Source organism: Psychrobacillus sp. NPDC093180, from assembly GCF_044754065.1.
Lineage (GTDB): Bacteria > Bacillota > Bacilli > Bacillales_A > Planococcaceae > Psychrobacillus.
The window spans coordinates 250321-276043 of the sequence record NZ_JBIVOJ010000007.1 but is presented as its reverse complement, the minus strand read 5'-3'; the positions used below and the strand labels follow the sequence as shown (position 1 = coordinate 276043).

Here is a 25723-nt window from a genome sequence, read left to right as displayed (position 1 = left end):
CACCCTCTCAGGTCGGCTACGCATCGTCGCCTTGGTGAGCCGTTACCTCACCAACTAGCTAATGCGCCGCGGGCCCATCCTGTAGTGACAGCCGAGACCGTCTTTTAACATCTCCACATGTGAGGAAATGGATTATTCGGTATTAGCCCCGGTTTCCCGGAGTTATCCCAATCTACAGGGCAGGTTGCCCACGTGTTACTCACCCGTCCGCCGCTAAATCAGAAGAAGCAAGCTTCTTCATCATTCGCTCGACTTGCATGTATTAGGCACGCCGCCAGCGTTCGTCCTGAGCCAGGATCAAACTCTCCATAATAGAGAACTTAAAAAGCTCATTTTGTTTTGCTGGCATCATCATTAAATGATGTCATAATTGTTTTGCTATCAGACTAACAAGTTAATCTGAAAAGCTATATTTCTTAACGTTTTGCATGTTCAGTTTTCAATGTTCATGGTTTTAATTAATGGAGCGGGTGAAGAGAATCGAACTCTCATCATCAGCTTGGAAGGCTGAGGTTTTACCACTAAACTACACCCGCATATATAAAATTCAATATTATTGTTTAATTGGCGCGCCCGGCAGGAGTCGAACCCACAACCTTCTGATCCGTAGTCAGACGCTCTATCCAATTGAGCTACGGGCGCTTAATGTGTGCTTTGGTGCGGCCGAGAGGACTTGAACCTCCACGGGGTTATCCCCCACTAGGCCCTCAACCTAGCGCGTCTGCCGTTCCGCCACGACCGCGTAGTTTTACTTGGACAAGACTTATGATACTCTCATCAATCGAATTTGTCAACAATAAATTGATGAGCCATGAAGGACTCGAACCTTCGACCCTCTGATTAAAAGTCAGATGCTCTACCAACTGAGCTAATGGCTCGTACAAATGGCTGGGGTACCTGGATTCGAACCAGGGCATGACGGAATCAAAATCCGTTGCCTTACCGCTTGGCTATACCCCAAAATGGCGGTCCCGACCGGGATCGAACCGGCGATCTCCTGCGTGACAGGCAGGCATGTTAACCGCTACACCACGGGACCTTTAAAGATATAAAATTGAAATGACCCCTACGGGATTCGAACCCGTGTTACCGCCGTGAAAGGGCGGTGTCTTAACCGCTTGACCAAGGGGCCATATAATGGCTCCGAAGGTAGGACTCGAACCTACGACCAATCGGTTAACAGCCGATTGCTCTACCACTGAGCTACTTCGGAATATTTTTTGTTGTTTTGTTCTTCTCGACTTTTTCTATTATAGAGAGCCTTTTACAAAACGTCAACTACTTTTATGAAATTTATTTAAGTTTTTTTGAAGAAACTAAAATGAGGTCTCCTAAACACTTGCCACATCTATATTTTCTTGTATTTAAACGAATTTTCCGATTATATAACAAGGAGCATTTTGTACATTGATATGTGTAGATTTTACTTCTTACCCGCTCCTCCCGCTCTACAAGATTCGAACAAAATCTTGGAGAATTAGTTCTTTTTAAAAGCTCTCTAAAATCTGCATCTCTATGTTTATACCCTTTTCCTTCTATATGTAAATGATAATGACAAAGCTCGTGCTTAATTACCCCAATCAATTCATCTATCCCATGTTTTTCAAAAACAAGCGGATTAATTTCTATATGATGTGTTCTTAACATATATCTCCCACCTGTCGTGCGAAGACGTTTATTAAAATAAGCATCATGTCGAAAGTCTTTCCTAAAAACTTCTTTTGATACATTACAAACTAATTCAGTCAATTTTTCATCTGACATACTTTTTCACCCCTATTTGAAAAATGCAAGCATCTATGACTGCATTGCAGGCAAGATGCTTGCGCTGGATCTTTATTGTTAAAAGATAGTTGTCCAATGCTTTAACATTGGCAACTACTTATTTATTATACCTGTTGTTCTGGAGGAAGCATTGTAAGTGCAATTCTTCCTTTGTTTGCATCGAACTGATCTACCCATACTGTTACTATATCTCCTAATGAGACAACATCTAGTGGATGTTTGACAAAACCTTTTTTCAACTTTGAAATATGAACAAGTCCATCTTGTTTGACACCGACATCAACGAATGCCCCAAAGTCGACTACATTACGAACAGTTCCTTGGAGTTCCATTCCCGCTTTTAAATCTTCCATTTTAAGCACATCTGTTTTTAAAATAGGTTGTGGAAAAGCTTCTCGTGGATCTCGCGCCGGTTTGATCAATGTGTCTACTATATCTTTTAATGTAATGTCCCCAATTTCTAATTCTTCACTTACCTCTTCTATTGAAATGTTTTTTAAAGCCTCTGCCGCTTCTTTGGAGCCAATTTGTTCTTTTTTCAATCCTACAATTGCTAGAACTTGTTCGGCCGCCTTATAACTTTCTGGATGAATTCCGGTCGCATCGAATGGATTCTTTGCATCTGGTACTCGTAAAAATCCAATTGCTTGCTCGTACGTTTTGGCACCTAGACGAGGTATTTTCTTAAGCTGTGCTCTAGAAGTGAATCTTCCTTGCTCATTACGTAAATTCACCACGTTTTCTGCCACCGTTTTGGATAGACCAGAAACATATTGTAAAAGCGATGCAGATGCAGTGTTTACGTTTACTCCAACTTGGTTAACAGCAGTTTCTACTATAAAAGATAGCGACTCGGATAACTTTTTCTGTGATACGTCATGTTGGTATTGACCTACCCCTACCGCTTTTGGGTCTATTTTTACTAGTTCAGCTAGCGGATCTTGTAATCTTCTTGCAATTGATACAGCACTTCGCTGCTCCACTTGAAGATCAGGGAACTCATGTCTTGCGGTTTCGGATGCTGAATAAACACTCGCCCCAGCCTCATTGACAATAACATAGGCAACATCACCCTCTGCTTCTTTCAGACAATTTACTATAAACTGTTCTGTTTCGCGAGAAGCAGTACCATTGCCGATAGCGATTAATGAAATCGGGTACTTTTTAAGATAAGAAAGTACTTTCTTTTTCGAACCTTCTATATCCATTTTCGGTGCATGTGGATAGATTGCGGAAACCTCTAATAGTTTACCAGTATCGTCAACTACCGCTAGTTTACACCCAGTTCGATATGCGGGATCGACTCCAAGAATCACTTTCCCTTTTAATGGAGGCTGTAATAGAAGGTTTCGTAGATTCTCTGAAAAAATATGAATTGCTTGTGCTTCTGCTTTTTCAGTAAGCTCCGTTCGAATTTCACGTTCTACAGATGGCTGAATTAGACGTTTGTAGGAATCTTCTATTGCTAGTTTTACATGTTCTATTGCATCACTTGATGAATGATTAGGTATCCACTCTGTTTGCATAACGGTCGTCACCTTATTGATCGGTACTTGGACACTTACTTTTAAGACATCCTCTTTTTCCCCGCGATTAAGTGCTAATATACGATGGGGAACTATTTTTTTTACCGGTTCTGCGTATTCATAATACATCTCATAGACGTTTTTCTCGTCTAATTCCGCCTTTTTCAAAGCACTTATTATTTGTCCGTCTACGCGTGAAATATTGCGGATTTGTTCTCGAATTTTTGCATCATCCGCAAATTGCTCAGCAAGTATGTCACGTGCACCTTGTAGAGCTTCTTCTATTGTTAGTACTTCTCGTTCTTCATTTAAAAAGTCTTCTGCTAAAACAGCAGCTGACTCTTTTGGAAAGGTCATCAATAGACTCGCAAGTGGTTCTAAGCCTTTTTCTTTGGCAATCGTTGCCTTTGTTCTACGTTTTTGCTTGAATGGGCGATATAAATCTTCTACTCGTTGCAAAACAGTTGCATTTTGAATAGCGCTACTTAGTTCTTCTGTCAATTTTCCTTGCTCGTCAATAAGACGTATCACTTCTTCTTTTCGCTGCTCTAGTTGTTGTATGTAGTTGTAGCGATCTTCAATTGCTTTTATTTGAACCTCATCTAACGAACCAGTTTGTTCTTTTCTATAACGTGCGATAAAAGGAACTGTATTTCCTTCTTCTAATAATTTGATAACCTGTTCAGCTTGTGATGATTTAACGCCAGTTTCTTTAGAAACAAGCTGAAGCATTTTCTTCATTTCCAAAACAAACACACCCTTTCCTTATTAGGTTTATTTTAACACAAAAAAGCTTACTCTAATGCCTCCTAGAGTAAGCTTCCTACTATAAATGTAGCGTCGTCGCCATGTTCTATTGTATTGAGCACCGAATGATAAAGACAATTAGCATTAAGTGCGTTTTTTATCGTTTTCTTGGGACTATTCATGTTTACACCATCCGAATGTAAGATGAATAAGTCATTTTTCTTACATGCATACGTCTGTGTTTTTACTTTTTGTTTTCTTCCCGATAAATAGCCCATGACTGGTAAGGGATATAACATTTTATCTGTTTCTCGTTGGTACATATAAAATTTGATATTCCCTATGCAACTGTAAGAGATAGTTTGGAGATGATAATCTATCTTCACAATTGCAACAGCTGCGCCTCTTTTTTGAACCATTCGTTCATTACATCGCAACAATAATTCATCTAGTGATTCTTCGGGATATTTCTCTAGAATCTCAGGGATAATATCTGCAGATTCTTTTGCAATTGGCCCATTTCCTAAACCATCGGCAATGGCGCATAGCATGAAGTTCTCGTTTTTCGACACATAGTATGTATCCCCTGATTCTAAATTACCCGTCTTGGCTTCTTGAAATACTAACAGCTCAACTTTTTCGTCGGAAAAATTCTTCACTTCACTACTCCACCTGACGCTAATATTGCCTCTTGCAATTTCTTTATCGCTTTTCGTTGAATTCTTGAAACATGCATTTGAGAAATTCCAAGTCGATCGCCTGTTTCTTTCTGGCTCAGCTGCTCTAAGTATGTAAGTTGGATGACTTCTTTTTCACGATCAGATAACACACCAAGAGCATTAGCTACCAGTAATCGCTGATCGGTCTTTTCGAACTCCCCGTCCGTTTTTCCAATTACATCGAATAATGTAATCGTACTTCCATCAGAATCTGATTCAAGTGAGTGGTCCATAGACAATGCTTGATAACTTTTTCCCATTTCCATTGCTTCTAATACATCTTCTACTTCTACGTTTAAGTATTCAGCAATTTCCGGAACTAAAGGCGAGCGTTGGAATTCGCTTGTTAAAGTTTCTACAGCCACTCTGATCCGAGGGCCAAGCTCCTTTATTCTCCGAGGCACATGTACTGCCCATGTTTTATCACGAAGGAAACGTTTAATCTCACCTATGATTGTTGGAATAGCAAATGCTTCAAAGTTTTTACCGAATGCCGGATCATATCTTCGTATTGCACCAAGCAGTCCTACCATCCCAACTTGTACAATATCTTCGTGATGGGATTTCCCATTTGAATACTTTCTTGAGATGGACTCCACTAATCTTGTATAATTTAATACTAAATTGGTCTGAGCTTCTTCACTCTCAGTTTTTTGATATTCACTTATCCATTCAAGAATTTTTTCCTTGGATTGCTTGTTAGGAAGAGATGTGTTTGACATTACCATCCACCTGCTCTATTCCGACATGCTTCGTCATAAATACAGTTACACCTTCCTGTTGATGAACTTTCACCTCGTCCATTAATGTCTCGATTAAATATAATCCAAGTCCACCTTCTCTTAAAAAGGATATTTCTTCCGATTCATTATAAGGTCCAACTTGAGCTTTTGTTTCTTCGAAATTAAAGCTCTTCCCATGGTCGGCTACCATTATTTCCATTTTTTCTTCATACAATGCGCAGCCAATGACAACTTCGCCATCTTCCTCTTCCGAATACGCATGTTGAACAGCGTTTGTAATCGCTTCGCTCGCAGCTATTTTTAAATCTTCTATCTCGTCATATGTAAATCCAACACGATTGGCTAGACCTGAAATCGTTAAACGTGCGACGCTTACATATTGTGGCTTTGCAGGCACTCGAATTTCAACATAATCAAACGGTTTCATCTATTTTCACCTCTCCACTGCTCGCTTGAATATCCATAATTTCCCCTAAACCAGTAATATCAAACAATCGTTTTAAACGAGATGAAAGTCCGATTAGCTCCATATGACTATTTGATGCATTTATGCTCTTGTAAAAGCCAACAAATACTCCTAGCCCTGTGCTGTCCATGTAGGAAACATCCGTTAAATCTATTATCACTTGTAGGTTTTCTTTTAAGTCAATTTCTGCAAGTTTTTCTCTTAAAGTCGGTGCTGTAAATGCATCAATTTCTCCTTTAATAACTCCATTAACTGTTAGCAGGTCTGTTTGATGCAGTTCAACTGAAATATTCATGTGTTTTATCCCCCGTTTTATCTATATAGTGTCTTAATACCACGATTCAACTAAAGTTAAACATCTTTGCGAAAAAAACTATACTTTTTTGAAAATCACAAGGGTGAAATCATCTCGTTGTTCAAAGTCTTGTAATTCTTCCAACTTATGAAATACATACTCTACCATTTCTTGGGCAGGCTGATCTCTAACATTTTCAATAATATCCATAATCGTTTTTTGTTCGATGAAGCCTTCTTTAGAACGACATTCTGTTACCCCGTCTGTCATCATTACAACAAAATCGCCTTTGTTTAGGGTAATGGAATGTTGTTCATATTTTACATTTGGAATAACGCCTAAGAGTAAACCTTTTGCTTGTAGCTCGGTAAAACTGGACGTCTCTGAGCAGTAAAAAAGTGGAGGTTCATGTCCAGCCGAAGCATACGTAAATTCACTTTTTGAAGTATCATACTTTCCATAAAACATGGAAATGAACATTGAGTCGCTTACACTTTTCTCTACGATTCGATTGATCACATCTAAAACAATTACTGGATCTGTTTCTGCCCCGTCTAAACTGTCCATCCCGTATTTAATCATGGACATACATAGTGCAGCAGGAATACCTTTTCCGATAACATCTGCTACTGCTATGCCTACATGTGTGTTGTCATGTAAAAAGTGTGCATAGTCTCCATTCATTTCTTTGGCAGGAACAGTAATAATACCGATATCTAGATCTATTTCTTTTGGTACTTTCGTTTTTAACAATGTTTGTTGCACATTAGCAGCAAGTTCCATTTCCATCTTAATATTTTGCTGTTTTTGTATCAACGTCTGATGTTCTTTAAGTGCCAGTCCATAACGTATCATTACTTCAATGAGTAAATCAAAAGAATGCTGTACATCTCCATCTAAATCAGACATAATCTCTTCTAGTGATGCCTTATGTATACTAATTACTTCCTCAGGAGAGATATTTTTTTGTATAAGTTGTCTGCTAATATTTTGACCTTCATATAAATTATGTTCCGTCTGTTTCAATATATACTGTTCTAATATCTTTTTATATTGTCGTTTAAATTCTTCCATATTACTTCACCTTCCTTACCTCAACCACTTTGTTGCACTAATCACCGTACCTTCTCCAAAAACTGTTTCAATCTTAAAGTCATCCATTAGCCGCTTTACCCCCGGAAGTCCAGCTCCTAATCCACCAGATGTTGTAAATCCATCTTCCATCACCTTACGGACATCTGCTATACCGGGGCCTTTGTCAGATGCAATGACTTGTAACCCTTTAAGATTGCCTTCTGCAATTTGTTTTATTTCTATGTTACCTTTTCCTGCATATAAATAAATATTACGAGCAAGTTCACTAATCGCTGTTGTAATCCTAGCTTGGTCAACTGTACCGAAACCTACATCCTTCGCTTCATTTCTTCCAAGCTGTCTAGCAGCAACAATATCCCACTCAGTTATGATATCAACAGAAGACCTTAAGTTCATAATGGACTAGTCCTCCAATTCTCGTTCTAATTTTTCCAATCCATTTTCTAAATCTAGTGCTGTTACCACATTCTCTAATCTAATACCCAGCTCGATTAATGTAATGGCAACAGCAGGCTGAATACCAGTTATGACTACTTTTGCCCCCATTAACCCCGACATATTAATGACATCTCCTAGTACTTTTGCGATAAACGAATCGATAAAGTCGATTGGAGTCAAGTCAAGTACTACTCCTCTTGCAGCAGTCGTGTGCAGTTTCGCCAACAAGTCTTCTTGAAATGCTAACGCAGTTTGATCATCTAATTCCCATTGAATTGAAACGATTAGGCATTCTCTTAATTTTAAAATTGGAATTCTTGTCATCATTTTACGTTCACCTCTACAATTGCTCTATTTGTTAAAGCCAGGGCTTGTTCCATTCCTCTTTGCAACGTACTTGTCGTAGTAAAGTCAGTCAAATTTATACCAAGTGTTACTATTGTTTGTGCAATTTCTGGACGAATTCCTACCAGCATACATTTGGCACCTACTAAACGAACGGCATCTGCCGCCTGGATAATATGATGTGCAACCATCGTATCTACCACTGGTACACCGGTGATATCAAGCAGCACAACCTCTGCACGATGTTTCACCACACCCTGTAGTAAGTTTTCCATAATGAGTTTTGCACGTTCGGTATCAATCGTACCTACCAACGGCATGACAGAGATCTTATCAAATACGGGAATCAGCGATGCTGATAGTTCTTGCAAAGCAATCTTTTGTAAATTCACAGTTTTTTCCCATACTTTTGAATATGCATCGACGACACTCTGATTAAGTGGTGTTATCCAATTTGTCAGTACTTCTCTAAATGATTTATAATTGCTTTCATTTAGTGATCCCTCTTCTTCCATTTCTTCGTAAATTACTTCTGAAAAATTATTAAGAGCTCTAAGGACAAAAGTGATCGACCAACCATAACGAACAATTTGAACAGAAAAATCCTTCAGCTTTTCATCATAGGTTTCTTCACTTGCCGTTAAACTAGAAACCATTAGCTCCCCGAATTCGCGAACAGTAGTATCAATGACTTGATCGGACATTATTTGAAAGAAACGGTCGTCTTGATCGTCCTCCATCTTTGCTTTCCATCTTTCTAAAATTTTATCAATGTTTTTTTGGATGTATATTGCTATTTCTCTATTCATGCTTTAACTTACATCTCCTCTTTTAAGTAGTCGTAACTATAGTTTAACGAATAGTGAGCTGATTTACATCTTTTAAGGTAAAAAATAAAAAACACAATGCGTATTTGTCGGCTACACATTGCGTTTTGTCTATGTATTAAAATTTTACAATCCCTAAGCTAATACCTAATGCATGATCAACTTCACACATAACATCTTCATCTAAATGAGTAATTTTATCCGTCAGCCTAGATTTGTCTATTGTACGCAATTGTTCTAACAAGATAACCGAATCTCGTTCAAAATCATACTGTTTCGCATTGATTTCCACATGTGTTGGTAATTTTGCTTTTTGAATTTGTGCGGTTATTGCTGCAATGATAACAGTAGGACTGAATCGATTTCCTATATCATTTTGAATCACCAAAACGGGTCTGGTTCCACCTTGCTCAGACCCGATTACAGGTGATAAATCTGCAAAAAAAACGTCCCCACGTTTTACGATCAAGTTTTCATCCTCCACTTACGAGTCGCTCTGTCGTATGTTGCGCTTCATATTCCGCATGTAAACATTCCGAACTTATGGATAAGTTTATATGAGACATTTCAACATAACCTTTCATCATCGCTTCTCTTATAAGATTTGCCTGGCCTTTCTTAATGTATTCATTTGCTTGGACACGAGCTATATTTTCACTAGTAGCGAATGATTGTTTGACAACCTTTACTCCTTCATTAACCATTTGCTTTGGAAGCTCTATAACTGCTTCCTTTTTCTTTTTTCCACTTACCACAGCAAACACCTCCGACAAAACATTTCCCTATATGACAATATACTTAATCTTACCATTACTAGAGGCATAATAAAAGACATTATAAGAAATGGTTAGACAAATCATTCACTAAGTTCGAGTTTTGTCGAAGAATTATTCACTATATAATCTAGGAAGTCTATTGGAAAAAGTGCAGCAAATTTCATATGGTATTGTCTGCAAAGCGTTTGCCCATTCTTCTATCTTAATCTCTTCATTCATTTGTTTCCCTAGCAACACTACTTTTTCACCGATATCCACCTTTTCGTCTAAACGGATCATACACTGGTCCATACAAATCTTTCCGACGATCGGCACTCTTTTTCCTTTTATTAATACCGATTGGTTATGCAATTTTCGAAGAAATCCATCTGCATAACCAATCGGAAGGGTTGCAATCCATTCATCCGATGAAGCCATATATGATGCACCATAGCCAATCGGAGTACCTTTTTTCACTCTCTTCACATGCACTACTTCCGTATGTAATGAAAGTGCTTTTTCTAATGGAAATGGGAGGTTTTCATCAATCCAAGGTGACGGTGCGATTCCATACATCGATATCCCAAAACGTACAGCATCCCAATGTTGACTGGGAATTCTAAGCGTAGCAGCACTATTGGAAGTGTGGACAATCGCCGGTCGTTGTTCAAATAAATCAAGCATCTGCTCGAATGTAATGATTTGTTTCTTTAAATGAGTATCGTCCTCTTCGTCCGCTGTCGAAAAATGGGTAAAAACCCCCGTTACATTTATCCACTTTCTATCATGTACAAAAGCAAGTGCTTTCTGCAATTCTTCCTGCTGTACAAAGCCGATTCGGCCCATGCCACTGTCGATTTTAATATGCGTTTTAAATGTTTTTGTAAAATGACGTGTAGCAAATAACCACTCGTAGGAATATGCTGTTAATGTGATGTTGCGTTCTGATGCAATGGGTAAAAAAGAGATCGGGGAAGCTCCAAGAACAAGTATATCAGCAGTAATTCCTGCATCTCTTAACTGAACTGCTTCCTCCGGTGAGGCGACGGCTAATTGAGTAGCTCCTGCTTGTAAGGCTGCATTTGCAACTTCAATTGCCCCGTGGCCATATGCATTTGCTTTTACGACAGCCATTATGCTCGTATGCTTTGGTAAGTTGTCTTTTAAATGCTTGATATTAGACTTAATAGATTGTAAATTTACTTGAATAAATGTTGGACGGTAGTATGGCTGAGACATGTGACTTCCCTCTTTTTCCGTATGTTTTACTATTATTCGTTTCATTATCCTACTAGTGAGAAGAAGTCGTCAAATAGAAATTTATTTCAATCCAGCTATCGTCATAGATGATGCTACTTCAATCATTTCTTCTTTAGTTAATGATGTAGATGCGATGAAGAATGACATTCCGTCCTGTTCCCAAGTAAGCGATTGATCTGTTACCGCTCCAACAGCTACACCTAAATCTACAGGATCCCCTGGTGCGAAAACTGGGATTGTAGAAGATACGCTTGGATCGCTTAGCTGCTGAATAATTGTAAATTCTTTTTCACCACTGAACGTTAAAATAACTCGTCTATCGTCGTCTACTTTCATCTCTTTTTCATCGATTAAGTGAACACCTTCCCACTTAATCATTGGGTAATGTGTTTCAAATTCTTTGTTTTCCATTTCCGCGGAAGCTTCTACAGTACCCTCTTCCGTTTTTCCAGTTGGTGCTGACTGTTCAATTTTGTAATCTCCTGCTGCATGTGCTTTACCAAGTGATACCTGTTTGAATTTTATATGAATTTGTTCTTCTTTATTTTCATTCAGGATTGCAACGTCTTTTGGCAATAAAGTCTTTTTATCAATGTAGATTCTTTGTGTTGGTAGCATGTTTTTGTGATTATTAGATGTTTTCGTTTCAAATACATAGTTGTTTCCTTCTTCTTTAAACGTAGAATTTTTATCTTTTTTAATATCTTGCGCAAGCGAACCTATTAGGTATGCTTGGCTATTTTCCGCTGGCCAGTTACTTTGAAACTTATACGTTTTGTTAAGCGCTGGTGTTACAACAAAAACTCCCTCTGTGTTACGTACGATCATTTGTGTATTTTCCGCATTTGCATCGGATACTTTCACGCGATAAAAATCAGGCTTTGTATGCCAAACTTCCACGTCATACACTCTCGGCTCTTGACCAGTTAAGATGCTCATCTCCGCAGTTAACTCATATCCTTTTGCATCCACCCACTTATTACTCAATTTTTTTAATACATCTTCTTTTGACTCAGCTCCACATGCAGATAGTACCAGGATCATCATTGCTAATACAAATAACAGTTTGGCCACTCGGCTTTTCAATCAGTCCATCCTTTCTATTATCACTGCGTTCGTTCATTGTATGTAGTTGGACGACCGGTTATGATTGGAGAATTACTTGAGCAGCTACATATTCTTTTGTATGCGTTATTGAGACAAAGCCATTCACTTGGTTTCCTTTAAAATAAAGACTTGGTTTCCCGTTATTTTCCTTGAGTATTTCAATATCATGAAAACTACATTCTTTTCCTATTCCCGTTCCTAACGCTTTCGAAAATGCTTCTTTTGCTGCAAATCGTCCCGCTAGATATTCTAATTGTCGCGAAGCAGATAAATTTTGCATTTGAGCAATTTCTTGATTCGTTAAAATACGTGCTTCAAATTTACTCGTTTTTTCTTTTATTTTTTTTATCCTCGATAATTCGGTTATGTCTAAACCTATTCCAGTAATCATAAGGGTTTCTCCTTTTCAAATGTGGCTTATCCAAGCTATAATATTAGTAGAAAAATCGAGGTGAAATAATGTTTACAAGAACAGAAAATTTCAAACAATACATTAAATTCTATCCAGTCGTTTCTACTCTGCTTGCTATAAATATTGTTATTTATATTTTAACAAATATCCCCGTTCTGGGAGACGCGATCTACTCTCAGGGTGTTCACTTTAACTTACTTATAAGCGAAGGGGAATATTGGCGTCTAGTTACCCCCTTGTTTTTACATGCGACTTTTTTTCATTTGTTATTCAATATGTTCTCTCTTTATCTATTTGGACCAGAGCTAGAACAAATTGCAGGTAAAGCTCGTTTCTTAACCATCTATTTGTTAGCTGGTTTAGTCGGTAGTATTGCTACATATTTAATACACGATTGGAACTATGTAAGCGTAGGTGCTAGTGGAGCTATTTATGGTATTCTTGGTGCCTTTGGAGCTTTAGTTTACTATACGAGAAATCTATTGCCACAGCTTAAGCAAATCATTGTCCCTATTATTGTTATTGGTGTTATTATGACATTTCTTCAGCCTAATATTAATGCCACTGCACATATTGCAGGTCTAATCACAGGTTTTATTATTGGCATTATCTATTTTCATCCCAAACGAATTGCTGCTTGGAGAAAACGTAAAAGTAAGCTTAGAGCAGTGAAGTAAAAAGAATAAAAATCCTATTCCTTTCACAGGTTTTGGGATGGACTTCCTGATTATTATACCGTTTGATCCTTAAAAGAGACTTATCGTGACTGAGGTCATGATAAGCCTCTTTTTTCTATGTTATCTTATTGCGCTCTATCTCTTAAAAGAAAAGTCAGAGGATGACATTCTAGGGAAACTGCGTAGTAGGTAGTGGAAGAAAGTGACCACTTGGATTTAGCACGGCGGCGCTTCGCTTTCCGCGGGCGAGCGCCGAGTCGCTTCGTCGCAAGCGACTGCAGGGTCTCGTCTGCCTCGCTTTCCCGCAGGAGTCTCGCGCGGCCGCACTAAATCCCTCCAATTATGTAGCGACAGAATAAATATCTCCCAGAAAATGGCTAATGGCAATCAAAAACTGGCGAAAGCAACCAGTTCTATTCTGAGAGCAACCAAACGTCTGTTGAGAGCAACTAGAGGCAGTCTGAGAGCAACCAATTATTCATAAAACAAGTTTACTTGGAGTGAGACGCAGAGAATAATGGTGCATTATTGGGGATGGCTTTACAAAAAGCATCGACTTTGTCGTGTTCAGGGGCTAGTTTATCGCAGTCACAGTGGATATTCTCGTACTCCACCATTTATTGGATTTACCCAGTTTAGAAACTGATAGTTGGTTTTAGCAAGCCGATAATGAATAAACAAGCAGTTATTATAGATTTTCGCTGCTGGCGTCGACTCCTGCCGGATGAGGGAGCAAAATGAGACATTCCAACGACGCCCTAAGCGGAGGGAATGGCTCATCGCTCACCCGGCGGAAAGCGTACGACTGCAGTGAAAATCTAGCGGACAACTTCTTCAACTACCTACTTCGCAGTTTCCCTAAACAGTGACTTACCATCTCATCTAACCTATACTTTCCAAAAGCATAAGAAAAGAACAGCCTAGTCTAGTGGCTGTTCTTTTTCTATGGTTATTTTTCGATGGGGTTCGTACCAATTTAAAATCATTTCTGCATCCGTTTTTTCGATATGTGGGATTGTTGTAGACGCTCCCGAAACACCAGATTTAATCGTTGTAATAATAGATGAAACGTTTGCTTTCTTTTGAAAAAGGGTTGCACGCTCCGTCATAGACTGAATCCTTCTTTTCTCCATCCATACTATTACTTTACTGAAGAGTCGATATTGTATCACCAGCTGACGTTCATTCAAATAATAGCCTGCTGTTTTTTGTTGCCAAACACCCAGACCATAGCTTAGTGGGAATAACAAAAGCGAAAGTAATCCAAAAGGAAAAAAGAAATAACTAACTGCCCCAGCAACCGGGATCATCCATATATAATCTAATCGATAGAAAAACTTTCTTGACCTTTTCGGTACTTTCGTGAGGATAGGATCAAACTGAAGCTCTGGAAATATTTCTTGTAAAATTGGCGTTATCTTCGTTTTTTTAATAAGTGGAAGCAAACGTATTTTTTCATCTTTTTCCGCTAAAGAACCTCCAGCACTATCGACAATTACCGATGCATAGCCCATTAGCTGACGCAGGGGATTTTCAACAACTCTTACCCCTTGAATTCGGGAAAGTGGGATCGTTACTTTTTTCTTCTCTAACAACCCTCTCGTAATAATAATTTCTTCATCTTCTACTATAATCGTAAATTCGTAGTAGTTTATAAAAGTAAGTACAACGGAAACAATCCAAGCGATTAACAACACAACAAAAACAACCAATGCCACAATGAGTGCACCAAAACGAATAAATACTACTATTTCTTCATAAATCGCTTCATATGGAATGACATTTGAAAATTGAGAAACAAAGACAGCTAACCCAGAGAAAAATACTCCCACCCCACCAGAAGTACTTGCAAGCACAAATAAGTCTTTCGGAGACATCTTAAAAATGGACTGCCTTTCCACTTTTACTACTTGTTGTACTTCCGCAGAGTCGTCTATTGGTTCCGTTAATTTATTTTTTGCTTGTAGCATTTCCAGTTTAATCTGTTCTGCTGCTGCTTTTGTAATGGCTGTTAACTCGGCGTCCGCTTCCTTTGTCGCTCCGCCGCCAGCTGTTTCTACTTTTACCTTTACAAGTCCAAACGGTCTATGGAAAATGCCTTCCGTATAGTTCAAGCTTTGTATACGCTCAAAAGGAATATATCGCTTTTTCTTTACGAATAAACCATACTCGATACGAAGCTCCTCTTCTTCAAACCAATATCTGAATCGTTTCCATTTGATAATGCCACTAACCAACAAAAAGATTAGCATTATTCCATAGATGCCATAGGTAATATAGGAGGACCAATCGCCAGCACCATCCCTTCCTCCAAAACCATTCAACGCAATAACTACAATAAAAGGGATTATCATTTCTTTTAATACTTTTACAAAGTTTATAACTGCAGAAATTGGATGTAATTTATTTTTTTCTTTAGACATCATCTTCCGCCACCCTTGCAAGTACAGAAATTCTGCCACGTAGTTCATCCGCTTCTGCGGTAATTAGTGCCGGTATCGTATGATTTGTTGCTGCTGTGGAAATTGTAATAGAAGCTAAATCATATTTTCGTAAAATTGGCCCTTGTTCTGTGTCGACATGCTGGACACGAACCATTGGCACTAAAGTCCGCTTTACAACAAACAAGCCGTGCTGTAGTTCTATTTCCTGCTCTCTTACTTCATATCTCCACCGCGTCCATCTGACTTTTGGAAATAAATAAATGAGTAAGTATGCAATAATTAGTACAATTACGACATCTACTATGTACAGCCAAATGTACTCACCAGTAAAGAAGTTTATAATCCCCACTCCTATACCTAGTAACAACGCTATTAGTGTTTGGAAAACCCCATAGATTCTCCATACACGAAGTCCTTTTTTAGATATTCTATTTATTGGTTCTGTTCTCATTATCAACACCTCTTCCCTTGTATTGTATACGATTTCAGCGGGGAAATGTTTCAAATTATAGAAGAATGTTTTAGCTGGGTGAATGTCCGAATAAAAAAAGATGAATCCGCATCGAAATGCGCGATTCATCTTATAAACAAATATTATTTTAGTTTTCGTTACGTGGTGAACGAGTTCTAGTGCTACGTTGAGTAGAACCGTCACGTGGACCGCTACTACGACGCGAGCTGCTAGGACGTGAACCGCCACCTGAACGAGAAAATCCGCGATCGCCGCCTGAGCGTCCTGATGAGCTACGTCCGCCAGAACGAGATCCACCTTTGTAACCACCACCAGAGCGAGAACCGCCTCCACCGCTACGCTCTCTGCGTGCAGGTAATGGACGCTCTTCAGAAAGAGCAATCGGAGTATCATCCGGCTCATTTGTCATTGATTTTAAAGCTGCAGCAATTACATCTACCGCTTCAAACTTTTCAAGCATTTCCGCAGCAAGTGTACGGTAATCACCTAAATCATTTTTATTCACGATTTCTGTTAACGATTCAATTGCTACACGTTGTTGACCAACTAGTGCTTCGTCTGAACTTGGTGGACGAAGAGGAGTCATACGTTTTTTCGTTGTATCTTCAACGATACGTAAGTAACCCATTTCTCTTGGTGTTACGAATGTTACAGCTACTCCATTTTTCCCTGCACGACCTGTACGACCGATACGGTGTACATAGCTTTCAGGATCTTGTGGAATATCAAAGTTGTAAACATGTGTTACACCAGAAATATCTAATCCACGCGCAGCTACGTCAGTTGCAACTAGGATATCGATTTTATTTGATTTAAATTGTTTTAATACAGACATACGTTTCGCTTGGCTCAAATCACCATGAATTCCTTCTGCAAGGTAACCACGGATGCTTAATGCGTGCGCTAATTCATCAACACGACGTTTTGTACGACCAAAAACAATTGCAAGTTCCGGTTGGTGCACGTTTAGAATACGTGATAAAATATCAAATTTTTCACGCTCATGCGCTTTTACAAAGAATTGCTCAATGTTTTCAACAGTCATTTCTTTAGACTTGATCTTTACTTCAACTGGATCTTTCATGAATCTCTCTGCAATTTTACGGATAGGTCCTGGCATTGTAGCTGAGAACAATAGCGTTTGACGCTCATCAGGAACACTTTCTAAAATTGTATTGATGTCTTCGATGAATCCCATGTTAAGCATTTCATCTGCTTCGTCTAAGATAAGTGTTTGAACTTGATCAAGTTTCAATGTACGACGGTTAATATGGTCCAAAATACGACCAGGTGTACCAACGATTACTTGTGGTTTATTTTTAAGGGCGCGAATTTGACGACCAATCTCTTGGCCTCCATAAACAGATAATAGACGGACTTTTTTATCATACCCTAATTTATATAGCTCTTCCGAAACTTGGATTGCAAGTTCACGTGTTGGAGCGATGATTAACGCTTGAATGTTAGGATTTTTAGTATCGATTTTTTCAATCATAGGGATACCAAATGCAGCAGTTTTACCCGTACCAGTCTGTGCTTGACCGATAACGTCGCGTCCACCCATAGCATGTGTAATAGTACCTTCTTGGATTGGTGTTGCTTCTTCAAATCCCATACGTTGAACGGATTTCAATGTAGAAGCACTAATATTTAATTCTGAAAAATTTGTCAAAATTTTAATCTCCTTTTTCTTGTGTTTTGACAAATGGTTACATTTTCAGATGAAATTGCGGCAAATTCGAGCCTATACGAGGAACGTTTCCGTTACTTAAAATTCTCTGTGGTTTACAGTTCAGAGGGGTCTTATATAAAGGGAAAGCCCGGTCTTTTGCCGAGCGGTTCGTTTGTGAGAGATTTAATCCCTACTGCCTAAACAAACCGTTATGTTCAAAAAAAAGTACTCTTCAATTAAAAGCTGAAGAGTCTTCACACAAAATGTATCCATTGCTCTAAACGTAGTATATCATGCCTTATTACTCGTTGCAACGAAATAGCAACTGTTATAATTATTAGTTTAATTATCCACTCCTTTTTCGGTTAAAAAATTTAACGCACGATTAAACCAGTCTTCGCAATCCTCACAGTAACAAATATGGTGTTTACCTGTTTCGGAAAAGATCAGTTCTTTTTCCTCTGAACCAATTTGGTCAAATAAAAACTCAGCGGTTGTATAAGGGACAATGCCATCTTTTTTACCCTGGACTAAACAGACTGGTATTTTAATGTGGCTATAATAGGGTTCAACTATACGTACTAAACGGATAAATTCAAGCGTCGCCCGAATCGGTGTTTCTTTAAATTTAGAGCTGTATCGCTTGTACAATATATTATCCTCAAGTTTTCCTTCCACTGCTTCTTTTGCCATTTCTTTAATATCTTGCAGGAGTTGGGTAGGATAAATATATTTAGCTGCTGCACTTAACAAAATAAGTTTGGCAATTGGATACCGGATTGCCAAGTACATGGCAATAATCCCACCCATTGAAAATCCAACAATGTATACCTTGTCCACTTCTTTTAGAAGTTTTCTTAATGCTAGCTCTGCAGCCATCAACCAATTTTCCGCAGTTAGCTTTTGTAATTCCAACGTTTCACCATGACCAGGAAGTGTAGGGACAATAATTGTCCAGTCTGTCCTTTCCTGTAAAAATTCTACGAATGGCTGTACTTCATATGGTCCACCCGTAAAACCGTGAATACAAAGGACGCCTGTTTTCATATTGCCCTACCCCTTTCTAAATTTTACTTTTTAAACGGTTCGATGATCTGTTCTAGCTTCATACCACGTGACCCTTTTACTAAAACAATGGAGTCTGCATCTATTCTTTGTCTTAAGTGCGAAATGATTTGCTCATATTCATTTTCTACCCAGACAAGCTGTTTATCCTTAAACTGCTCTAGTAATTTCTTATATAGCCACTCCATTCTCGGTCCATATAAACAAACACCAGTAAACACTTTATCTGAGATATAGGCGCTCATCTCTTCATGATATTGCTTTTCATTTTCGCCAAGTTCCAGCATATCACCAAGTACGAGCCATTTATCTGATTTAATCGTCGACTTCTCTACAAAAGAAATCGCTGCTTTCATCGATGTTGGCGCTGCATTATAAGCATCATTAATGAAAATTGCTCCATTATCTGCCTCTATTACTTGCATACGCATATCGGTCAATACGATTTCCTTTAATGCTACCCGCATTTGCTCGGAAGTAAGCCCTACTTCTTGTGCGATCAATAGAGCCGCTAATGTATTTTTCACTTGATGCTCTCCAAGAATAGGAATGGACATCTCTTCATTGATCAAGCCGTCTGTACGAAACTTACTTCCTTGTTCGGTAAATGTCACTTCTACAATACGCAGATCATTGGCTTCCTCTGTACCAAAAGAAATGGAATGTAGGGATGGGGTATTTTCTATAAATGGACGTAGTAATGGTTCATCGCCATCATAGAAAAGCTTTCCGGCTTCTTGTAAGCCTGCAATAATTTCAAACTTTGCTTTTGCAATTCCTTCGCGTGAGCCGAGATCTTGCATATGCGCTTCGCCTATATTTGTAATAACCGCATACTTTGGCTTAGCAAGCTTGGATAGAAACTCTATTTCACCAAATGAACTCATCCCCATTTCCAATACAGCAAATTCCGTATCTTCATCAAGGGCAAGAATTGTTAAAGGTAATCCTAGCTCATTATTAAAATTACCTTCCGTCTTTTTCACACGGAAATATGGAGATAGAATCCCTGCCACTAAATCCTTCGTTGACGTTTTACCATTTGATCCTGTAATTCCTATAAAAGTTGCATTCAATTCTTCCCGGTACGCTACCGCCATTTGCTGTAGTGCTTTTTCGCCACTTTCGACAAATAAAAGCGGAACATCCTTTGGAGGATTTGGTTCATCCTTTAACCAAAGAGACGCTGCTGCTCCTTTATCAAATGCATCTTGCACAAAACGATGGCCATTTACATTTTCCCCACGAAAAGGGATAAATAAATCGCCGGGCTGCAATGTTCTTGTATTAATCGAAACGCCTGTAACTAGAGGATTATTTTCAAAAGAAACCTCTTCCCCTAACCAGTTTGCGATTTCTGCTAAGCTTTTCTTCAAGTTGCTCACTCTCCGTCCTTCGAATGCTCAAGCTGTTGCTTTTCCTCGTAACGTTCTAGAGCTAGCATGATTAATTCTTCAATTAGACCCGAATAAGATAAACCAGACTCTATCCAAAGCTTCGGATACATACTAATCGGCGTAAAACCCGGCATTGTATTTACTTCATTGATAATAATTTCTTCCTTATCCGTCACAAAAAAGTCGGCACGAACAAGCCCAGAACAATCAAGTACTTTAAATGCACGAATCGCTGCATCTTCCATTCTCTCAAGCAAATCATCAGATATTACAGCTGGTATAGCATAGTTCGTCGTACCATCTTCATATTTTGCTTCGTAATCATAAAAATCTTTTGTAGGCAATACTTCCCCAGCTATAGAACATTTTGGATTGTCATTTCCTAGCACACTCATTTCTAATTCACGTGCTTTAATGCCTTGTTCTACAATAATTTTACGATCATATTTGAAGGCTAATTCCACTGCTTTAATCAGCTCTTCTCTGTTCGTAGCTTTTGTTATTCCTACGCTCGATCCCAGATTAGCTGGTTTAACGAACAATGGCCACTTTAAGCTTTCTTCCATTTTTTGAATAAGCGTCTCCTGATTACTCTTCCACTCTTTACGAATGAAGTGCACGTAAGGAACTTGGGATAATCCTGCTACTTCAAAAAGTTGCTTCATGACTACTTTATCCATTCCAGCAGCAGATGCAAGAACACCATTTCCGACATAAGGCAAATTCAACACTTCTAGTAAACCTTGCACAGTGCCGTCTTCACCATTTGGACCATGTAGCAACGGAAAAATAACATCTAGCTGAGAGTTATCGTTTCCTTCTACGGGTAAGAAACTTGAAATATTATTTGGCTTGCTTACTGTCTCCCCAAGCTTTAGGGTTTCAACGGATTCTGCAGGACCTGTCAAAACACTTCCTTTTATCCATTCACCTGTCTTTGTTATATATATTGGATATACTTCGTATTTTTCAAAATTTATCGCTTGGGATACTGCTCTTGCTGTAAGTAACGACACTTCATGCTCAGCAGATTTACCACCGTATAATAAGCCTAATTTTATTTTCATTTTTAACTAACCTCCACGTTTTGGGATACTACTAGTTTATCACGGACCGTATCATTAGATGAACACCTATCCGAATAATTTCAAGCCTACCACACCAAAAATAATGCAGCTTAAAAAGAATAACTTTTTCCAGCTTTTTTTCTCATGGAAAAAGTACATACCTACCAATACACTTCCAGCTGCTCCAATTCCCGTCCATACTGCATATCCAGTGCCTACCGCAATATCTTTTAGAGCAAGTGATAAGAGGAAAAAGCTTAAAGAAGCTGAAATAACAGTAAAAATGGTATATTTCACATTTTTAAAACCATCTGAGAGCTTCATATTGACCACGAATGCTACTTCGAATATACCTGCAACAATTAACACAATCCACTCCATTAAGCAACCTCCTCTTCATCATCCACTAGCTTTAGCCCAATGATGCCAAAGAGTAAAACACCTAAAAAGAATAGCTTACCGAAGCTGACTTCCTCATGAAACCATAGAATCCCTACAATTACAGTTCCCGCAGCACCGATCCCTGTAAAAATAGCATATGCCGTTCCAATTGGAATCGTCTTCATTGCTTTTGCAAATATGAAAAAACTTACGACTAAAAAGACGATTGTAATGATAGAAGGCACTAGCTCCGTAAAGCCATTCGCTTCTTTAAGGCCAATCGCCCAAACGATTTCCGTTAATCCTGCAATGATTAATAATAACCAAGCCACTTATAAACACCTCTGTTCTATTACATTCACTCATTTTAGCACAAGAAGGATTAAGGAAATAATAATAACAAAATGGGCTAAGAAGTTTACATATGCTGTATGTCGCATTATAGGGAAACTTCGAGGTAAAAGTTTTATAAAGGTTACCGCTATGATTTTCGCTGCAGTCGTACGCTTTCCGCCGGGTGAGCGATGAGCCATTCCCGACGCTTAGGGCGTCGTTGAATGTCTCATTAGCCCACTCATCCGGCAGGAGTCGACGGCTGCAGCGAAAATCAAAAGTAAATACTTTTTTATGATCGACTTGCTAAAAACAATATAATCAACAGTTTTTCGACTGTGTAAATCCAATAAATGGCTAAGGGCAACAGATTGTTCATTGAAAGCAATCAAATCTACCTAGAAAGCAACTAATTCTTAAAATAGCAAGTTTACTTGGATTGAGACGCCAAGGATTAGGACCTGTTTTTTTTAAACATCGCGCAACTACCACTCAAAGTTATAAGCAACCCTTGGATAAGTTATGGACTTATAAATAGAGCGGATACTACGTCTGTAGCGTTTATGAGTTGCATGAGCTGAAGTAGCGACCTCCTTTTGTATAAAAGGGGGCTCTTGTGAGATGCGGCTAGCAAGAAGCCTAAGTTCCTATTCACTGCCGCACAGTTTCCCAAATAGCCAAGTACCTACTTAATATTTTTCTATAAAAAAACCTTTTGCAGCTAATTGCAAAAGGTTTTAACATTAAAGTTGGATTAAAAAATCAGCAGGCTTCTTTAAATGATGCTTTAAATCGCCTAGCACTTCATCTGGAAATATATTATCGGGTAAGCTTCTAATTTCAATTCCATAATTGGTTTTCCCTATTTTGCATAAAGACATGAGGACACCATCCTCGTAGTAGTCGGCATATGCTTCTATTTTTTGGGTCGTCAATTCCGGTAAAACGACGTTGTTTTTTTTACGCCAAAAAGCAGTGTTTTTTGCTTTTTCACTAACTTGTTGGTTAAACACACTAGCAACCAATTGATGGAAGTCTTCTGTATCGCGGAAATATATTTTCGTTATTTGTTCACTCTCATCCGTCAAATAAACAAATCTATTTTGAAGATGATGATAAAAAGGTAAACGTAACGTCTCTTTCTTATGTGCGATATATAGCAGCTCCGCTTGCTCTTGAGGAGATAACATATTTAACTTACGTTCATCCGTAAAATCTAATAAGCATAAAGCGGTTGGTCTTTCTGCAAAATCCTTTAAAAAGCGATTATATTGATCATGCACAACAAACTCCAGCTGTGTATGAATATTAAAAGATGCTTCTTCGTATTCATGCTTTAATAATAAAAGAGCGGGCAAATCTGAGAATTGCCGAATAAACTGGTGGACAGTAATACCACTAAACAACACAAAATGCTCGATATCATTTACATGCACGTATAAATGCGTTATATATTCTTCAATTTCTTTCTCTTTTTTTGCCACTCAATTCACCCCTTTATTCTAAATAATATAATAGCATAATTTTTCCAATGAAACATCTTTATCTTAATCTTCGTCTCTTATACCTACAAGCCAAAAACATTATTTTAAGCTATAATGAATAAGTGAAATTTGAAAGAAATTTAGGTGACTCTTATGGAAAACAAAAAAGGCTTTGCCGATCGCTTCGATTGGACCCTTGCTTTTATTATATTATTATTTTTAATCGTTAGTTTACTTGCTATTTCTTCTGCCGTAACTACAGGTCAATATGCTGGATATAACTTTGTAGCGAAACAAGTTTTCTGGTATGGCGTTGGTGCTGTCATTGTCGGGCTTGTCATGTTTTTTGAACCGGATCAATACAAAAAAATGTCTTGGTATATTTATGGTATCGGGGTGCTACTACTCTTCATTCTTTTTATCTTGCCGGGTAGCTTAGCACTAGTTGAACCGAGAAACAATGCAAAAAGCTGGTTCCATTTACCTATTGGGGATATTCAACCTGCTGAATTCATGAAGACTTTTTTTATATTAGCTCTTGCCCGTTTAATCACAAAGCATCATGAAGTATATTTAATGAAATCTATAAAAACGGATTTTATTTTACTCGGAAAAATCGCTATTACCTTACTGATTCCATTGGGTTTTATTCTCAAACAGCCTGACCTTGGGACTGCACTTGTTTTCATTGCCATTACAGCTGCCTTAGTTATAGTAGCCGGAATAACCTGGAAAATCATTCTTCCGTTATTGTTGGGATCTGTGACTATTGGTGCGTCTCTTCTTTGGATGGCACTTTACATGCAAGATTTTTTACAAGAAAAGTTCGGATTACAGGGTTATCAATTCGCTCGAATATATTCTTGGCTGGACCCTTATTCCTATGCCTCCGATGAAGGAATGCACTTAATTACTTCCTTAAATGCTATTGGTTCAGGAGAAATTTTCGGTAAAGGTTATGGTGGACGAGTTGTGTACGTCCCTGAAAATCATACTGACTTTATATTTGCAGTTATAGGTGAAGAGTATGGCTTTATAGGTACGAGCATTGTCATAAGTATTTTCTTTTTACTTATTTTTCATTTAACGAAAATTACACTTCAGCTTAAGGATGCGTATAGCACGTATGTATGTGCAGGAATAATTGCCATGATTACATTCCATGTATTCGAAAATATTGGGATGACGATACAACTGCTACCTATAACAGGGATTCCATTGCCATTTATAAGCTACGGCGGTAGTTCTCTAATGGGGAATATGCTCGCACTTGGCCTCGTGTTTAGTATGAAATTTCACCATAAAACGTATATGTTCGCTAAAAATGAAGATGATGATTAATAAAGAATGCATCTAAAAAGAGTGGCTCTAAAGTTCAAATTTATACGAACTTTTCGAGCCACTCTTTTTAACTTTGCGTGTGGGGAGTTTGTGCTGGTGGTGCTAACGCTTTAAGTATGTCAAGTCTCGATTTTGTCATTGTAACTGTAACACCCAGCTTCGAAAGATTACTTACAATTTTCTTTAAATCAACTTCCTTTGCCATTCTATCCACCTCGTCCTCTCCATTTATTATTACGATTTATGATGAAAAAAGTTTCTTTTGTTTTTTATTTTGTTTTTATCATACCACTTTTTTATTCATTTTAAACTTTCTTTTATATTACATATTTTAAACTTTTGTAAACCAAACTAATTAAGAAAACTGCGAACAAAGGAGTGATTTAATATGAACGTGAAAGATGTGATGAGCAGAGAAGTAGTAACATGTAATCCACAAGATTATGTAAATGAAGTTGCAGATCAAATGCGAACGCTAGATATCGGTTGTTTGCCAGTTGTCAGCAACAAGAAATTAGTCGGTATGATTACGGATCGAGATATCGTGACACGTGCTGTTGCAAGAGATGTGCGAAGTAAAGTAGAAGATGTCATGACGAAATCAGTCATTTCCGTTTCTCCTGACGATACAACCACAGAAGCTTCAGTAGTGATGGCGCGTAATCAGGTTCGCAGGCTCCCCGTAATGGAAGATGGTTTACTTGTTGGCTTCGTATCTTTAGCTGATTTAGCATTCCCTTTTCCGCATGTGCAAGAAATTTCAAACGCTATGGAAAGCATTTCCGAACCACGAAGTTTTTAAACGAAGAGCTATCCCAAAATTTCGAGGGATGGCTTTTTTGAGTTTTCCATTCGCATTCAATGAATTGA

Annotated in this window: 28 protein-coding genes, 8 tRNA genes and 1 rRNA gene; 3 read left to right on the top strand and 34 right to left on the bottom strand. The window is 38.3% G+C overall.

Annotation, left to right across the window (positions count from 1 at the left end):
- The 24 genes from ACIP9W_RS12895 to acpS all read right to left on the bottom strand — a co-directional run.
- Positions 1-313: ribosomal RNA gene (locus ACIP9W_RS12895) — 16S ribosomal RNA — on the bottom strand; the annotation flags it as partial.
- Between the two features lie 149 nt (positions 314-462).
- Positions 463-536: transfer RNA gene (locus tag ACIP9W_RS12890), tRNA-Gly, on the bottom strand.
- Between the two features lie 29 nt (positions 537-565).
- A tRNA-Arg gene (locus ACIP9W_RS12885) sits at positions 566-642 on the bottom strand.
- A gap of 13 nt (positions 643-655) precedes the next feature.
- Positions 656-742: transfer RNA gene (locus tag ACIP9W_RS12880), tRNA-Leu, on the bottom strand.
- A 63-nt stretch (positions 743-805) separates the two neighbouring features.
- Positions 806-878 (bottom strand) — tRNA-Lys (locus ACIP9W_RS12875).
- A gap of 7 nt (positions 879-885) precedes the next feature.
- Positions 886-960, bottom strand: a tRNA-Gln gene (locus ACIP9W_RS12870).
- Between the two features lie 3 nt (positions 961-963).
- Positions 964-1039: transfer RNA gene (locus ACIP9W_RS12865), tRNA-Asp, on the bottom strand.
- A 21-nt stretch (positions 1040-1060) separates the two neighbouring features.
- Positions 1061-1132: transfer RNA gene (locus ACIP9W_RS12860), tRNA-Glu, on the bottom strand.
- Between the two features lie 6 nt (positions 1133-1138).
- Positions 1139-1213, bottom strand: a tRNA-Asn gene (locus ACIP9W_RS12855).
- Between the two features lie 80 nt (positions 1214-1293).
- Positions 1294-1764, bottom strand: a complete 471-nt coding sequence (locus tag ACIP9W_RS12850) for a SprT family protein (protein ID WP_400789951.1) — start codon at positions 1762-1764, stop codon at positions 1294-1296.
- A 125-nt stretch (positions 1765-1889) separates the two neighbouring features.
- Entirely contained in the window at positions 1890-4058 is a 2169-nt protein-coding gene (locus tag ACIP9W_RS12845; protein WP_400789948.1) for a Tex family protein, read from the bottom strand.
- Positions 4059-4120: 62 nt separating this feature from the next.
- A complete protein-coding gene (locus ACIP9W_RS12840) occupies positions 4121-4717 on the bottom strand; it encodes a SpoIIE family protein phosphatase (RefSeq protein ID WP_282241303.1) in 597 nt (198 codons plus the stop codon).
- A complete protein-coding gene (gene sigB / locus ACIP9W_RS12835; RefSeq protein WP_400789946.1) occupies positions 4714-5499 on the bottom strand; it encodes an RNA polymerase sigma factor SigB in 786 nt (261 codons plus the stop codon). The genes ACIP9W_RS12840 and sigB overlap by 4 nt, the downstream gene beginning before the upstream one ends.
- A complete protein-coding gene (gene rsbW / locus ACIP9W_RS12830; RefSeq protein ID WP_142539462.1) occupies positions 5477-5947 on the bottom strand; it encodes an anti-sigma B factor RsbW in 471 nt (156 codons plus the stop codon). The genes sigB and rsbW overlap by 23 nt, the downstream gene beginning before the upstream one ends.
- Positions 5934-6281, bottom strand: a complete 348-nt coding sequence (locus ACIP9W_RS12825; RefSeq protein WP_400789943.1) for an anti-sigma factor antagonist — start codon at positions 6279-6281, stop codon at positions 5934-5936. Before ACIP9W_RS12825 ends, rsbW begins: the two co-directional genes overlap by 14 nt.
- Positions 6282-6359: 78 nt before the next feature.
- Entirely contained in the window at positions 6360-7355 is a 996-nt protein-coding gene (locus ACIP9W_RS12820) for a PP2C family protein-serine/threonine phosphatase (RefSeq protein ID WP_400789940.1), read from the bottom strand.
- Positions 7356-7370: 15 nt separating this feature from the next.
- Positions 7371-7772 (bottom strand): anti-sigma regulatory factor, encoded by a 402-nt coding sequence (locus ACIP9W_RS12815; protein WP_142539459.1) that lies wholly within the window; start codon positions 7770-7772, stop codon positions 7371-7373.
- Positions 7773-7778: 6 nt separating this feature from the next.
- Entirely contained in the window at positions 7779-8141 is a 363-nt protein-coding gene (locus ACIP9W_RS12810) for an STAS domain-containing protein (RefSeq protein WP_142539458.1), read from the bottom strand.
- Positions 8138-8968, bottom strand: coding sequence for an STAS domain-containing protein (locus tag ACIP9W_RS12805; RefSeq protein ID WP_142539457.1), 831 nt, complete (start codon positions 8966-8968; stop codon positions 8138-8140). Before ACIP9W_RS12805 ends, ACIP9W_RS12810 begins: the two co-directional genes overlap by 4 nt.
- 136 nt (positions 8969-9104) lie before the next feature.
- A complete protein-coding gene (locus tag ACIP9W_RS12800; protein WP_093271851.1) occupies positions 9105-9455 on the bottom strand; it encodes a type II toxin-antitoxin system PemK/MazF family toxin in 351 nt (116 codons plus the stop codon).
- Between the two features lie 4 nt (positions 9456-9459).
- Positions 9460-9741 (bottom strand): transcriptional regulator, encoded by a 282-nt coding sequence (locus ACIP9W_RS12795; protein ID WP_400789936.1) that lies wholly within the window; start codon positions 9739-9741, stop codon positions 9460-9462.
- A gap of 132 nt (positions 9742-9873) precedes the next feature.
- Positions 9874-10980 (bottom strand): alanine racemase, encoded by a 1107-nt coding sequence (gene alr, locus ACIP9W_RS12790; RefSeq protein ID WP_400789933.1) that lies wholly within the window; start codon positions 10978-10980, stop codon positions 9874-9876.
- Positions 10981-11061: 81 nt separating this feature from the next.
- Positions 11062-12087: a LolA family protein gene (locus ACIP9W_RS12785; RefSeq protein ID WP_282241295.1), complete on the bottom strand. Its 1026-nt coding sequence runs from the start codon at positions 12085-12087 to the stop codon at positions 11062-11064.
- Positions 12088-12145: 58 nt separating this feature from the next.
- Entirely contained in the window at positions 12146-12499 is a 354-nt protein-coding gene (gene acpS, locus ACIP9W_RS12780) for a holo-ACP synthase (RefSeq protein WP_400789930.1), read from the bottom strand.
- 68 nt (positions 12500-12567) lie between these two features.
- On the opposite strand from acpS, the gene ACIP9W_RS12775 reads away from it, so the two are divergent.
- Positions 12568-13197, top strand: coding sequence for a rhomboid family intramembrane serine protease (locus ACIP9W_RS12775; protein ID WP_400789928.1), 630 nt, complete (start codon positions 12568-12570; stop codon positions 13195-13197).
- Between the two features lie 920 nt (positions 13198-14117).
- Here ACIP9W_RS12775 and ACIP9W_RS12770 read toward each other — a convergent pair.
- The 9 genes from ACIP9W_RS12770 to ACIP9W_RS12730 form a co-directional block, all read right to left on the bottom strand.
- Positions 14118-15623: a PH domain-containing protein gene (locus ACIP9W_RS12770; protein ID WP_400789925.1), complete on the bottom strand. Its 1506-nt coding sequence runs from the start codon at positions 15621-15623 to the stop codon at positions 14118-14120.
- The gene (locus ACIP9W_RS12765; RefSeq protein WP_400789923.1) at positions 15613-16092 is read right to left on the bottom strand and encodes a PH domain-containing protein; all 480 of its coding nucleotides are present in this window, start codon (positions 16090-16092) and stop codon (positions 15613-15615) included. The genes ACIP9W_RS12770 and ACIP9W_RS12765 overlap by 11 nt, the downstream gene beginning before the upstream one ends.
- A gap of 148 nt (positions 16093-16240) precedes the next feature.
- Positions 16241-17785, bottom strand: a complete 1545-nt coding sequence (gene cshA, locus ACIP9W_RS12760; RefSeq protein WP_282241290.1) for a degradosome RNA helicase CshA — start codon at positions 17783-17785, stop codon at positions 16241-16243.
- Positions 17786-18127: 342 nt separating this feature from the next.
- Positions 18128-18832 carry an alpha/beta hydrolase gene (locus ACIP9W_RS12755; RefSeq protein ID WP_400789920.1) on the bottom strand — a complete coding sequence of 235 codons (705 nt, stop codon included), beginning with the start codon at positions 18830-18832 and terminating at the stop codon, positions 18128-18130.
- 23 nt (positions 18833-18855) lie between these two features.
- On the bottom strand, positions 18856-20226 hold the full coding sequence (locus ACIP9W_RS12750; protein ID WP_400789918.1) for a UDP-N-acetylmuramoyl-tripeptide--D-alanyl-D-alanine ligase: 1371 nt from the start codon (positions 20224-20226) through the stop codon (positions 18856-18858).
- A 5-nt stretch (positions 20227-20231) separates the two neighbouring features.
- Positions 20232-21314, bottom strand: a complete 1083-nt coding sequence (locus ACIP9W_RS12745; protein ID WP_400789915.1) for a D-alanine--D-alanine ligase — start codon at positions 21312-21314, stop codon at positions 20232-20234.
- 66 nt (positions 21315-21380) lie between these two features.
- On the bottom strand, positions 21381-21695 hold the full coding sequence (locus tag ACIP9W_RS12740; RefSeq protein WP_400789913.1) for a DMT family transporter: 315 nt from the start codon (positions 21693-21695) through the stop codon (positions 21381-21383).
- A complete protein-coding gene (locus tag ACIP9W_RS12735; RefSeq protein WP_400789910.1) occupies positions 21695-22027 on the bottom strand; it encodes a DMT family transporter in 333 nt (110 codons plus the stop codon). Before ACIP9W_RS12735 ends, ACIP9W_RS12740 begins: the two co-directional genes overlap by 1 nt.
- A 744-nt stretch (positions 22028-22771) precedes the next feature.
- The gene (locus tag ACIP9W_RS12730) at positions 22772-23512 is read right to left on the bottom strand and encodes a hypothetical protein (protein ID WP_400789908.1); all 741 of its coding nucleotides are present in this window, start codon (positions 23510-23512) and stop codon (positions 22772-22774) included.
- Positions 23513-23665: 153 nt separating this feature from the next.
- On the opposite strand from ACIP9W_RS12730, the gene ACIP9W_RS12725 reads away from it, so the two are divergent.
- On the top strand, positions 23666-24853 hold the full coding sequence (locus ACIP9W_RS12725) for an FtsW/RodA/SpoVE family cell cycle protein (protein WP_400789905.1): 1188 nt from the start codon (positions 23666-23668) through the stop codon (positions 24851-24853).
- Positions 24854-24920: 67 nt separating this feature from the next.
- Here ACIP9W_RS12725 and ACIP9W_RS12720 read toward each other — a convergent pair whose 3' ends face one another.
- Positions 24921-25058, bottom strand: coding sequence for an Lmo0850 family protein (locus ACIP9W_RS12720; protein ID WP_170206517.1), 138 nt, complete (start codon positions 25056-25058; stop codon positions 24921-24923).
- A gap of 183 nt (positions 25059-25241) precedes the next feature.
- On the opposite strand from ACIP9W_RS12720, the gene ACIP9W_RS12715 reads away from it, so the two are divergent.
- A complete protein-coding gene (locus ACIP9W_RS12715; protein WP_400789903.1) occupies positions 25242-25655 on the top strand; it encodes a CBS domain-containing protein in 414 nt (137 codons plus the stop codon).
- The last annotated feature ends 68 nt before the right edge of the window (positions 25656-25723 follow it).

Coding starts and splice junctions, on each gene's coding strand:
- ACIP9W_RS12850 (WP_400789951.1), bottom strand. CDS start 1,764: ATGTCAGATGAAAAATTGACTGAATTAGTTTGTAATGTATCAAAAGAA.
- sigB (WP_400789946.1), bottom strand. CDS start 5,499: ATGTCAAACACATCTCTTCCTAACAAGCAATCCAAGGAAAAAATTCTT.
- rsbW (WP_142539462.1), bottom strand. CDS start 5,947: ATGAAACCGTTTGATTATGTTGAAATTCGAGTGCCTGCAAAGCCACAA.
- ACIP9W_RS12825 (WP_400789943.1), bottom strand. CDS start 6,281: ATGAATATTTCAGTTGAACTGCATCAAACAGACCTGCTAACAGTTAAT.
- ACIP9W_RS12820 (WP_400789940.1), bottom strand. CDS start 7,355: ATGGAAGAATTTAAACGACAATATAAAAAGATATTAGAACAGTATATA.
- ACIP9W_RS12815 (WP_142539459.1), bottom strand. CDS start 7,772: ATGAACTTAAGGTCTTCTGTTGATATCATAACTGAGTGGGATATTGTT.
- ACIP9W_RS12810 (WP_142539458.1), bottom strand. CDS start 8,141: ATGATGACAAGAATTCCAATTTTAAAATTAAGAGAATGCCTAATCGTT.
- ACIP9W_RS12805 (WP_142539457.1), bottom strand. CDS start 8,968: ATGAATAGAGAAATAGCAATATACATCCAAAAAAACATTGATAAAATT.
- alr (WP_400789933.1), bottom strand. CDS start 10,980: ATGTCTCAGCCATACTACCGTCCAACATTTATTCAAGTAAATTTACAA.
- acpS (WP_400789930.1), bottom strand. CDS start 12,499: ATGATTACTGGAATAGGTTTAGACATAACCGAATTATCGAGGATAAAA.
- ACIP9W_RS12775 (WP_400789928.1), top strand. CDS start 12,568: ATGTTTACAAGAACAGAAAATTTCAAACAATACATTAAATTCTATCCA.
- ACIP9W_RS12770 (WP_400789925.1), bottom strand. CDS start 15,623: ATGATGTCTAAAGAAAAAAATAAATTACATCCAATTTCTGCAGTTATA.
- ACIP9W_RS12765 (WP_400789923.1), bottom strand. CDS start 16,092: ATGAGAACAGAACCAATAAATAGAATATCTAAAAAAGGACTTCGTGTA.
- ACIP9W_RS12755 (WP_400789920.1), bottom strand. CDS start 18,832: ATGAAAACAGGCGTCCTTTGTATTCACGGTTTTACGGGTGGACCATAT.
- ACIP9W_RS12745 (WP_400789915.1), bottom strand. CDS start 21,314: ATGAAAATAAAATTAGGCTTATTATACGGTGGTAAATCTGCTGAGCAT.
- ACIP9W_RS12740 (WP_400789913.1), bottom strand. CDS start 21,695: ATGGAGTGGATTGTGTTAATTGTTGCAGGTATATTCGAAGTAGCATTC.
- ACIP9W_RS12725 (WP_400789905.1), top strand. CDS start 23,666: ATGGAAAACAAAAAAGGCTTTGCCGATCGCTTCGATTGGACCCTTGCT.
- ACIP9W_RS12720 (WP_170206517.1), bottom strand. CDS start 25,058: ATGGCAAAGGAAGTTGATTTAAAGAAAATTGTAAGTAATCTTTCGAAG.
- ACIP9W_RS12715 (WP_400789903.1), top strand. CDS start 25,242: ATGAACGTGAAAGATGTGATGAGCAGAGAAGTAGTAACATGTAATCCA.